Annotated in this window: 12 protein-coding genes; 3 read left to right on the top strand and 9 right to left on the bottom strand. The window is 47.0% G+C overall.

Translation table 11 applies throughout. The features are described from left to right. Positions 1–212: hypothetical protein (locus QVD32_RS11935; protein WP_287710256.1), on the top strand; the 212-nt coding region annotated here is incomplete at its 5' end. Between the two features lie 148 nt (positions 213–360). Here QVD32_RS11935 and QVD32_RS11930 read toward each other — a convergent pair. From QVD32_RS11930 to QVD32_RS11895, 8 genes are all read right to left on the bottom strand, one after another. Next, positions 361–975 carry a hypothetical protein gene (locus QVD32_RS11930; protein ID WP_021891268.1) on the bottom strand — a complete coding sequence of 205 codons (615 nt, stop codon included), beginning with the start codon at positions 973–975 and terminating at the stop codon, positions 361–363. A 76-nt stretch (positions 976–1,051) separates the two neighbouring features. Next, complete coding sequence (locus QVD32_RS11925) at positions 1,052–1,678, bottom strand: LysO family transporter (protein WP_021891267.1); 627 nt, start codon at positions 1,676–1,678, stop codon at positions 1,052–1,054. After that, entirely contained in the window at positions 1,675–1,953 is a 279-nt protein-coding gene (locus tag QVD32_RS11920) for a LysO family transporter (protein WP_008862947.1), read from the bottom strand. Before QVD32_RS11920 ends, QVD32_RS11925 begins: the two co-directional genes overlap by 4 nt. A gap of 815 nt (positions 1,954–2,768) precedes the next feature. Next, positions 2,769–3,968 carry a DUF3843 family protein gene (locus QVD32_RS11915; RefSeq protein WP_118686996.1) on the bottom strand — a complete coding sequence of 400 codons (1,200 nt, stop codon included), beginning with the start codon at positions 3,966–3,968 and terminating at the stop codon, positions 2,769–2,771. Positions 3,969–4,053: 85 nt separating this feature from the next. Next, the gene (locus QVD32_RS11910; protein WP_008862949.1) at positions 4,054–4,359 is read right to left on the bottom strand and encodes a DUF3467 domain-containing protein; all 306 of its coding nucleotides are present in this window, start codon (positions 4,357–4,359) and stop codon (positions 4,054–4,056) included. 2 nt (positions 4,360–4,361) lie between these two features. Further along, positions 4,362–5,024 (bottom strand): NigD1/NigD2 family lipoprotein, encoded by a 663-nt coding sequence (locus QVD32_RS11905; protein ID WP_021891264.1) that lies wholly within the window; start codon positions 5,022–5,024, stop codon positions 4,362–4,364. Positions 5,025–5,038: 14 nt separating this feature from the next. Beyond that, the gene (locus tag QVD32_RS11900; protein ID WP_008862951.1) at positions 5,039–5,710 is read right to left on the bottom strand and encodes an ABC transporter ATP-binding protein; all 672 of its coding nucleotides are present in this window, start codon (positions 5,708–5,710) and stop codon (positions 5,039–5,041) included. Next, complete coding sequence (locus QVD32_RS11895) at positions 5,707–6,426, bottom strand: tRNA threonylcarbamoyladenosine dehydratase (protein ID WP_021891263.1); 720 nt, start codon at positions 6,424–6,426, stop codon at positions 5,707–5,709. The genes QVD32_RS11900 and QVD32_RS11895 overlap by 4 nt, the downstream gene beginning before the upstream one ends. A 397-nt stretch (positions 6,427–6,823) precedes the next feature. Between QVD32_RS11895 and QVD32_RS11890 the strand changes: the two genes are divergently transcribed. Beyond that, positions 6,824–7,114, top strand: a complete 291-nt coding sequence (locus tag QVD32_RS11890) for a hypothetical protein (RefSeq protein WP_021891262.1) — start codon at positions 6,824–6,826, stop codon at positions 7,112–7,114. An 84-nt stretch (positions 7,115–7,198) separates the two neighbouring features. Here QVD32_RS11890 and QVD32_RS11885 read toward each other — a convergent pair whose 3' ends face one another. Further along, complete coding sequence (locus QVD32_RS11885; RefSeq protein ID WP_021891261.1) at positions 7,199–8,068, bottom strand: AraC family transcriptional regulator; 870 nt, start codon at positions 8,066–8,068, stop codon at positions 7,199–7,201. A gap of 112 nt (positions 8,069–8,180) precedes the next feature. Between QVD32_RS11885 and QVD32_RS11880 the strand changes: the two genes are divergently transcribed. Further along, positions 8,181–9,344, top strand: coding sequence for an acyltransferase family protein (locus QVD32_RS11880; protein ID WP_021891260.1), 1,164 nt, complete (start codon positions 8,181–8,183; stop codon positions 9,342–9,344). Positions 9,345–9,612 lie beyond the last annotated feature (268 nt).

Below are 9,612 nucleotides of genomic sequence, written 5' to 3'. Positions count from 1 at the left end.
AAAAGCTAAGAAATGTGTTGTACTCCTCCTCTGCGCACGAATGTGCGATAGGGGAGGTGTCCGTAAGGACGGAGGGGTTGAAAACAACATCATATCAGTCTGTTTATACCGGACATATCCCTTTCTCCCCTGCCATGTCCCGCAGCATTACAGGGCACAGCAGGGGAGGAGGGTGGAAATCTTTCGACAACATCGTTCTGCTGCTGTTTTAATTTTTCTTTGCTTTGCGGGTATTTCTCCTTCTCCCCTGTTACGTTAGTAGAGTATAGGGGGGAGACACAGAAGAAACGACAGTTTCTGAGGAGAGGGGTTAAGAAGAATCGCTTAGAAATTTTTAAAGGGTTTAGAAGAACCTCTTTCCTATCCCATGCACCATGCCGTTGCGGGCTGCGGCGAAACGGGCAGATGCGGGAAATATCCTTTGGGAGAAGGAGGCGGAGGTGTAGGCGGCGCAGGAAGAACTTTGGGCAACCGGAGCGATTTGCCGGTCTTCTTGCGACGGCTGCATTTCGCCAATCGCCCCTGCTTCCATTGTTTGCGTTTTTCCTCCATATCCTTTTTCACCTCATCTTTGGCAGCCCAATAACGACGAGCGACCTCTTCCCAAAAACGACTGGCAAATTCTTCATAAGGATGCTTTTCACCCTCGGGCAAATCATATGCATCGGTCTCGTCAATGGCACTGACAATAGACGAAAAATAGTATGCCGCGCGTTTACACCATCGGTAACGCTGCACATATTCCCCCGGCAAACGTCCCTCGGCTATCATTTTGTCGATGTCGTTGTCGGTTTGTTGCTCTTCCTGTTCCCGACTGTGCCGTTCGAGCGTATCGACACAGCGGGTTACCGCCGTGATCTGTTTCGGTTGAGTCTTGGGATCGAGCTCCAACAGCTCGTTATAGTATTTGAGCAGTACGGCTTGGCGGGTCGATTCTATCGCCGTGCGCAAGTTTACAAAAGGTTCTTCTACCATCGTCTCGTATTTTTCGACAAATGTATGATCGAGATACGTTCTTTTTTATGGCATAACCGAACTTTAAACAGACCGCTCAACAGAATGCATTAATAAGAAACGGCACGCTTACTTCGAGTGCTATGCCATGTAAAATAGCTATCGGTATAAGTTCTTCTCCCTTATACGAACTTCGCACGATCATGGGAAGGCACACGTCCATCGAATTGATACCCGCTACCGAAATAGGAACCAACCTCCCACCCCAACGAGCGAGAACGGGTGTACCGAACAAAGCGATCATCTCGCGTATGACATTGGCGAGCAAAGCGATAGTCGCCAACTCGGCAGCTCCTTGCGGACCGAGAGTGGCACTTTTAATATCGGCTATCAACACCGACGATAACGAGTAATACCCGAAACCGCTGCCGATCGTCAAACAATCGTTCAAATCACGCCCATGCAGCAAAAAAACACCTATGGCCGAAAATAAAAGTGTGCCACCGATAGTAAAAACAGGCAAAAGAGACATGCGGGGATTAAGCGAATGGAATAATCCGCGTAAATCGTTGTTCGAACCTAAACTAATTCCCACTTGTACAATCAACAGCGAAAGAATAATTATAGGCAAATCATGACCGAGCAACCACTCCGGAGCGAAATCGCCCAACCCTACAAATACCCCAGCAAGGAAACAAACCAAAATCATCAAATTCCCTTTCATGATTCACCTCCTTTCTTAAAAAACAAACGTTGAGCTACACGAGCGGCCACAATACTCCCAAGCACACCGAGGCAAGCAATTACAGCCGCTTGCCAACCGAAATTGTAAAAATTATCTACGAGATTACGATCGGACCCTATCGACACCCCGAACACAAATAACAGGACACAAACGGTAATCTGTATGCTCCATTTCGTCACGCCGACGAAAGAACGTCCGCGCAACATATATCCTACGCCAACACCCAAAACCAAAAGGATCAAAATACGAAACATAATTTGACTGTCTTTTATGCCACAGACTACAACGACTCCATCGTCGTATCCGAGCTACGTTTATACGAATGAAAATAACCGGATAGGGCTTTCGCCCGCAAAAGGGGAAAAGAAAACGAGATTTTATAAATTATCCCCCTAAAAATCGATTGGCAGTCAAATAAAGCCACTGAACCAATGGACATGCACGATCGAAAGCGCACGTACTCCCCTGCGCCTTACACCGAAACAAATATGCTTGCCCTGTTGAATCATACGAATAACTGAATAAAAATTCGAATGCAAAGGTAATACTCTTCTCCGAATTCTCCAAATCAGGCACACCATTTTGTTTTCGCTACCGAGGGGAAAAGAAAGAATACATCTCAACTTTTCCATGTATTTCTTTCCGCCTTTATCGGGCGGTGAAGCCAAAAGGAAAACGGCGGGTAACGGGCAAAGTAATCCGATACTAACTATAAGATGAAACACTTTCGGTTAGGTGGAGCTTGTCCAGCTTTTTGGGGCAGTTCACCTTTAAACTCCTCCCCTTGCCGTGCCCCGTAGCATTGCGGGGTGTGGCGTTAGCCATATAGGGGAGGTGGCACGTAGTGACGGAGGGGTTGAAAAGCGCTATCTCATCAGTCGGTTTATATCGGATATTCACCCCCTCGCCCTACGGGCACTCCCCCTATCTCATCTACGATGAGCAGAGGGAGAGGATTGAAAATGGTATTTCTCGTTTCGGCACAAAGATAGCTTTGTACCCTTCTCCTCTATCGCATAATACTACGGGACACGGCTGGGGAGAAGGGATTAAAAAAACTCAGCGGTATTTACACCGCCCGGTAATAATCCTGCAAAAGACAGCGAGCGATGAAGTCCCAGTTTTCGGTTACAAGTGCGGAGTCTCCGTCGGCAAAGCGGGCATCGGGAAGTAGTCGGTTTTCGCACAAATAGATGAGTAGGTCTATGGGGCATCGCCCGGGTACGGTAAGGAGCGACAGTGCATCCCTCCGGGCTACCTGCGGGTCGTAACAAGGATTGGCAGGGTCGCATACGCATTGGGCTATATCCGAAGCGATGAGCATGCCTTTGTAAGGCGTGACATAGAGAATAAAGTTCTTTTTCCCGGCGAGGTGCGAGAGGTGTCCGCCTTCTGTCTCTCCCCATTGCATCCCTTCGGTAAGAAATTTGTCCAACTCCGAGTAAGAGTCTATGTATTTGACAGGCATGCCTCCGGTTTCTCGGGTGAATTGCCGGTAATAGGGGTGCAGTTCCTTTTTCTCTTCCGCTTCTTCGGGGAAGGTGTGTTGCCAAAGCAAAGAGACCCATTCGTGAGCAAAGAGCGCCAAAGGTCCGGCCGGCAGAGTATATAGCGATTCCCGACGCAGCTCGCCGAGCTTGGCGATTCTTTCTTTGTCTCCATGCGATTTACTCTGTGCTTCGTGTGAAAGCTGCCGGGCGAGCGAACGATTGGAAGGGCCCAACAGAAACGAATCCCAAAAGAGCCATTCGGCGAACCGGTAACGGGATTCGGGGTCATCGGTATCGTTCAGTTCGGGAAGACAAAATTCTTGTAACAAGGGTGAGTCGGGAGCTGTTTCGTATTCCGACTCTAACAGATCGTAAATCGTATCGGCCGTTGCGACGAGACGATCGTCGAGCGGGGAAAGAATCTCGTGCAAGGAGTCGTGCGTACAAAGCAGATACCAAAGTAGCACTCGCAGGTCTTCCCGATTTACTTCCCCGTCGTAGTAATTCTCGGCGGGAAAGAATGGCAGGGTACGACCGTAGAGCGAACGGTGGTGGGAGAGAAACGTTGCCCACAGTCCCGTACCGGACAGAATATCGGCAAAATAACCTACGACATCGCAACAAAGACTTTTGGTGGCCTCCTCGGTTAATCTTTCTTTCAACGGAGATATGTTTACGAGGTCATATACTCGGTTGGCCAGTTGCGTATAGTAACGATCGCTGTCGGTCGTTTGTGTATAAGGCTGTCGAGAAAGCCATTGTTGCAAAGTGATGTTCATTGTCTTTCCTTTTTTACGAGATTAGTTATTCCGAGTCACACCCGAAAAGATAACGAGTTCGAGAGAATTCGTCTCCTGTCGGTTGTCAGGCTTCCCCGCCGGGAGCCATGAAAGGAGGCATACCGCCCCGTTGAGGATCGTTCATTTGTATAGGCCCGAATTGAGCTTCGTATTTGCGTATGTTGTCCTGCAAGGCGAATAACAATCGTTTGGCATGCTCGGCCGTGAGAATGATACGCGATTTCACCGGAGCTTTGGGAGCACCCGGAGTCATGCGGATAAAGTCGATAACGAACTCCGACGGAGCATGTGAAATAATAGCGAGATTGGAGTAAATGCCTTCGGCTACTTCGGCAGACAATTCTATCTGGATTTCCTTTTTTTCTTCCATAATCAGTTCAGTTTAAAGTAATAGTATTTATAGTTGAAATTTACTTGATTTACATAAAGTTGCAGCGTCGTATAAGGACGGCTTCGATAAGCCGAGATATTGAACGACGAGTATAGATTGCTCCAATGTCCCTCTGGGTCGTCGTTGCGACTGTGTCGCAACTGTACTTTCAAGGTATCGCCGGAAAGTTCGGCTTCGTCGGCGACAAGCAGGATGCTGTGCGGCCGGCTGTGGTAATCGATACGATACCTCAGATTAAGGAAGTCGCCGGTTTTCCATGCGCTTTGCAAATAGAGAGTGTCGTCGGGCAACTGGTCGATTTTGTCATGGGGTACTATTCGGAGCGTGTCGAAATGAATAGCCGAAAGCGCTTGTATTTCTACCTGCTTTTTGTGTTCCGACAACGTTTCTATCGGGCGGTATTGCAGCAATACGCGCACTCCCTCGCCCATGTCATCGCTATTTACTTCCGAAACGGGATAAAGCGTATCGACCGGAGCGGAATCGGTTGTCTGGTAGGTGAAATAAGGATTGCCTTTATTCGTATGGCAAGTGACGATGTCGGCATAGAAGATGCCGTAAATATCTTTTTCATCGTCTCCGCAAGCCGTTGCGAAGATAGATAAAAGGATAAAGGAGCAACCATATAACCAACTCTTTTTCATTTGTATGCCTTGTTTTATTCTTCGACAGAAGCGGGAGAAACGATGGAGCCGTCTTTCATGAAGAGGGTACGATCGGTCATTCGAGCCAACGTCTCGTCGTGCGTGACGATGACGAACGTCTGTTTGAACTCGTCACGCAGGTCGAAAAACAGTTTGTGCAATTCGATTTTATTTTTCGAATCGAGACTTCCCGACGGCTCATCGGCTAGTATGACAGAGGGGCGGTTTATCAATGCTCGGGCAACGGCTACTCGCTGTTTTTCACCGCCCGACAGTTGAGCCGGTTTGTGTCCCAGTCGGTCGCTCAGGCTCAGGAAATCGAGTATCCGCTTGGCTTCCTGTTCTGCATCCGATTGTTTTTTCCCCCCGATGAGAGCCGGAATCATCACATTTTCGAGAGCCGTAAATTCAGGCAGCAACTGGTGGAACTGGAATACGAATCCGATGTTACCGTTTCTGAAACGCGCCATTTCCCTATCGGGGAGGTTATCCACCCGCCTGCCGTCGTATAAGATTTCCCCGCAATCGGGCTTGTCGAGCGTTCCCACGATCTGCAACAAGGTTGTTTTGCCGGCTCCGCTCGCCCCCACGATGGAGACGATTTCGCCCTGTTCGATCACGGCATCGATACCTTTCAGTACCTCCAAAGAACCATAGCTCTTGTGTATGTTTTTTATCTCTATCATACTTCTGTTAGTTTTCTGATGACATGCCCCGCCAGATAACACCCGAAGATTGCCGGCAGATAAGAAATCGTCCCGACGGTCGATTTTTTATTACGTTCTCCTTCCACGACCACGATGGCGTTACGATCGGCCTGCTCGGTGGAGAATACCGTTTTCAGACCTTTGGAGATACCCTCTTTCCGCAATCGCAATCTCACCGCTTTTGCCAAAGCGCAATGGTAGGTATCGGCTATGTCGGCTATCCGTATGGCCGACGGGTCTTTGCGTCCGCCTGCACCCATCGATGAAACGATTTTGATTTTATGCCGCAGGCAATAGGCGATCAAAGCTACCTTCGGCGCCAGCGTGTCGATGGCATCGATGACAAAATCTATTTCGCCGCCCTCCAACAAAGCGGGAATATCTTCCTCTTCGATAAAACGGTGTTGTGCCGTCAGCTTCAAATCAGGGTTTATATCGAGAAACCTTTCTTTCAATACTTCGACTTTGGGTTTTCCTAATGTACTGTGCAAAGCGACTAATTGTCGGTTTAGGTTGCTCTCGGACACGGTGTCTCCGTCGATAATCGTCAAAGCTCCTATACCGGCTCGCACGACCATTTCGGCGGCATAAGCCCCTACACCACCCACCCCCACGACAAGGACGTGGGCATTTTGCAATCGCTTTATCGGTTCATCGCCAAACAGCAGCCGGGTACGTGACAACCATTCGTCCATCTTTTCTTATGCGGTTTGTCTGTATATAATTGAATGACGAAGATACTCTTTTTTACCGAAAATCGGAAATAGCCGAGGCAAATTAAAGTCGAATGTATTGGCAATAGTAATATAGACAACGGTTTTTCGTCGATTCAGAAATGCGATTTGTCTTTTACTCACGACTTCCGTGGCACACGGATAGGCAGGACGATAGTAATCGATATGATTTTTATTCTATTTATAGATTTTATTCACAGGATTTTTGGTAAAAATAAGATTCATTGGGTTTTTCGGTAATCTCCTCATTGTATATTTGCGTTGTAAAATAATACGAAATAGACTATGCCGAGATACTAAGGCAACCTTACTGGCTTTCTATTTTGTAAAGTAGTCACCTATTAAAAATAAAGTAATTATGAAGAAGTTTCTTGTTATGGCGTGTATCGCCGCTGCTTCGATGATAGCCTTGCCGGCTGTGGCTCAAACGACTACCGGTAGTAAGACCCAAACGGAATGCTGCAAAAAAGGCAAAGCCGATTGTAAGAAAGAGTGTAATTGCACCGATTGCAAATGCAAAGATTGTAAAGCGACGGCTCCTTGTTGCGACTCTAAGGCAAAATGCAACGACAAAGCTGATTGCTGCAAACAAGCCAAATGCGACAAGGCTAAGGCTCCTTGCTGCGAAAAGAAGAATGTAAAAAAGTAAATTCTGTTGTTGAAAGATGAATTCGGGGCGACCGCAAAATTGCGGTCGCCTTTTGTTTGATGGCCCGTAGTTTTCTTTGAAATATTATGCCGGAGTCGTGGTTATGTCCGAGTGGCCATGCCCCATGCGGTTCCTGTATTTCGTAGGCGAGACTTCTTTGTATTTCAGAAATGTCCGGCAAAAATGAGATAGATTATTAAATCCTACGCCGTATGCTATCTCGGAGACCGATTTGTCCGTCGTCGACAACAGGCGACAAGCTATATCCATACGGTAGGTATTGAGATAATTCGTAAACGATATCCCTTTCATTCGTTTGAAAAAGACACAGAACGAAGAACGGTTCATGTGTACGAGGGAGGCGATTTCGTCGATAGGAATATCGTGATTATAATGCAAGGAAACATAAATCTCTATCTGTTGTATCTTCTTGTCTCGTTTCTTTAACGGGCGATTGATTCCTGTCGGATTCATCTCGTCGGAAAGAGCCAGATGTCCGAGTATCCGTATCACTCCCGATAATTGTCCGAGCGAGTCGGTTTTTATTATTTCCTGCATTTCATGCCTCACATTTTTTAATAAATCGCCTCGTAACTGAAAGGCCGAGTGTTGCCGGCTGTCGAGATGTCCGAGCGGCCCTATTTCGGGTAACGTAACCGAGAGTTCTTTAAACAGGTTTTTCCTGAAAAGCAGACAAATATCCTCTACCACATTGCCGGGATTATTGTCGAATATCCAACCGTGCAACATGTCGGGCGGTATTAAAAAGATTTCATCTTTCGTGAAAGGTTGCGATTGATCGCCGATAACGAATGTGCCGCAACCTCTGATAATGTAGATAAGCTCCCAATCCGATTGTGTATGAATGGGAAACTCCTCGGACGGGTTTAGCAAATCGTGTAATACGAGAAAAGAGTGCGTACCTCCTGTCAAGTGATAATATTTGGATTCCATCTGGGACTGTTTTATATAAAATGTAAATATAAATCAAAAGTTTCGAACTATATGCAAATATCAATCAAAATAAGAGTCCTACTTTTGTACCCGTAAAAAACAGCATAATATCATGGAGAAAATCACCGATGCGGTTATGTCCGAAAAACCACGTTATGCTATTCTCGACGGATTGCGAGGAGTGGCTGCCGTGATTGTCGTCGCCTTTCATTTGTTTGAAACTTATTCCAAAGGTCCTGCTTATCAAATATTGAACCACGGCTATCTTGCCGTCGATTTCTTCTTTGTACTTTCTGGTTTCGTGATCGGATATGCTTATGACAATCGATGGGGAAAGATGTCCACTCTGGCTTTTTTCAAACGCCGTTTAATCCGGTTGCACCCTATGGTAATCATGGGGTCGGCAATAGGCGCATTGTTGTTCTATTTCGGTAATTGCGAACGTTTCCCTCTTATAGACCAAACTGCATGGTGGCAGGTACTGCTCATGTTTCTGCTTGCCTGTACGATGATACCGGCGCTTACCAGTTGGGATATACGAGGCTGGCAAGAGACCAATCCGCTCAATGGGCCTACTTGGTCGCTCATGTGGGAATATCTGGCGAATATTCTTTATGCTTTGGTCGTCCGTAGGTTCTCCAAAACCGCATTGGTTTGTTTTGTTTCCTTTGCGGCGTTTTTGACGCTCGATTTGACACTTAATCTCGATGTGTTTGGGTTGCTCGCCCATCGAGACATTACGGCTTATACCGTTATCGGAGGTTGGAGTATTACCCCCGAACAGGTCTATATCGGTATCGTTCGGGTGCTTTATCCATTCTTCGGAGGATTATTGCTGTTTCGTATAGGGAAACTTATTCGGGTAAAGGCCGGCTTCTGGTGGTGTTCGTTACTTGTCGTTGCAGCTTTGGTAATGCCTCGTATCGGAGGCGAAACCGATGCTTGGCAAAACGGTATCTATGATGCGGCATGTATACTCCTTTTGTTCCCCGTTATCGTGGCGATGGGAGCCGGCAGCGAGGTAAAGGGAAAACACAGTGTGGCCGTATGCAATTATCTGGGCGAAATCTCCTATCCGCTCTATATTACCCATTATCCCTTTGCCTATATGCAGATGGCGTGGGTGACACACAATCCCGATGCATCTATGGGAGCGCACGTATTTGTCTCCGTATCGACGTTTATCTTGTCTGTCGGCGTGGCACACGCTTGTTTGAAACTCTATGATTTGCCTGTTCGCAATTGGCTGAAAAACAGGTTTCTTGTAAATAAGTAAGGCCAGTCTATTTGAAACGGCAGCATGTAAATCGAGATATTCTGCATTTTCATTAGCATCGGATTACCGGTAGTAATACCTACACTTTACTCTGCATCGCAATATGGCGATATAAGGAGAATACCCACAAGGCAAGGGGTGGAGGATAAATATCCCATAACCCGACTAATGAGATGGCGTTTTCAACCCCTCCGTCCTTCGGACACCTCCCCTATATTTTGCTGCGCAAAACACAGGGGAGGAGGTGAATCCCCATAAATCTCCGAAG

The sequence above is a fragment of the Barnesiella sp. genome (assembly GCF_022723415.1).
GTDB lineage: Bacteria > Bacteroidota > Bacteroidia > Bacteroidales > Barnesiellaceae > Barnesiella > Barnesiella intestinihominis.
This window is presented reverse-complemented; position numbering and strand designations above follow the sequence as displayed.

Excerpts from the sequence above, each read along its gene's own strand:
- QVD32_RS11885 (WP_021891261.1), bottom strand. The coding sequence starts at position 8,068 with ATGGAATCCAAATATTATCACTTGACAGGAGGTACGCACTCTTTTCTC.
- QVD32_RS11905 (WP_021891264.1), bottom strand. The coding sequence starts at position 5,024 with ATGAAAAAGAGTTGGTTATATGGTTGCTCCTTTATCCTTTTATCTATC.
- QVD32_RS11930 (WP_021891268.1), bottom strand. The coding sequence starts at position 975 with ATGGTAGAAGAACCTTTTGTAAACTTGCGCACGGCGATAGAATCGACC.
- QVD32_RS11920 (WP_008862947.1), bottom strand. The coding sequence starts at position 1,953 with ATGTTTCGTATTTTGATCCTTTTGGTTTTGGGTGTTGGCGTAGGATAT.
- QVD32_RS11880 (WP_021891260.1), top strand. The coding sequence starts at position 8,181 with ATGGAGAAAATCACCGATGCGGTTATGTCCGAAAAACCACGTTATGCT.
- QVD32_RS11900 (WP_008862951.1), bottom strand. The coding sequence starts at position 5,710 with ATGATAGAGATAAAAAACATACACAAGAGCTATGGTTCTTTGGAGGTA.
- QVD32_RS11910 (WP_008862949.1), bottom strand. The coding sequence starts at position 4,359 with ATGGAAGAAAAAAAGGAAATCCAGATAGAATTGTCTGCCGAAGTAGCC.
- QVD32_RS11915 (WP_118686996.1), bottom strand. The coding sequence starts at position 3,968 with ATGAACATCACTTTGCAACAATGGCTTTCTCGACAGCCTTATACACAA.
- QVD32_RS11925 (WP_021891267.1), bottom strand. The coding sequence starts at position 1,678 with ATGAAAGGGAATTTGATGATTTTGGTTTGTTTCCTTGCTGGGGTATTT.
- QVD32_RS11890 (WP_021891262.1), top strand. The coding sequence starts at position 6,824 with ATGAAGAAGTTTCTTGTTATGGCGTGTATCGCCGCTGCTTCGATGATA.
- QVD32_RS11895 (WP_021891263.1), bottom strand. The coding sequence starts at position 6,426 with ATGGACGAATGGTTGTCACGTACCCGGCTGCTGTTTGGCGATGAACCG.